Below are 221 nucleotides of genomic sequence, written 5' to 3' on the forward strand. Positions count from 1 at the left end.
AAGCGGATGCGCAGCTTACCAAAACCGGCAAACCAGGCGTGCGTGCGCTCGACTACCCAGCGATGCCGTCCAAGCCGCTCGTGCTTTTCTACGCCGCGCCGGGCGATACGTGCAGTGATTGCGCGTTGTTTCAAATAGCGTCGGCAGCGGACAAAGTCGTAGCCCTTGTCCGCATGCAGTTTGCCCGGGCGTTTGCGCGGCGAACCGCTCAAGCCCGGCAC

General features: G+C 62.9%; 1 protein-coding gene. It reads right to left on the minus strand.

Annotated elements, in window-relative coordinates:
• Nucleotides 1–221, minus strand: a 221-nt coding sequence (locus tag KQH55_RS17180; RefSeq protein ID WP_373566410.1) for a transposase, incomplete at both ends; no start/stop codon positions are given.

This window comes from Mycetohabitans sp. B3 (genome assembly GCF_021498065.1).
GTDB lineage: Bacteria > Pseudomonadota > Gammaproteobacteria > Burkholderiales > Burkholderiaceae > Mycetohabitans.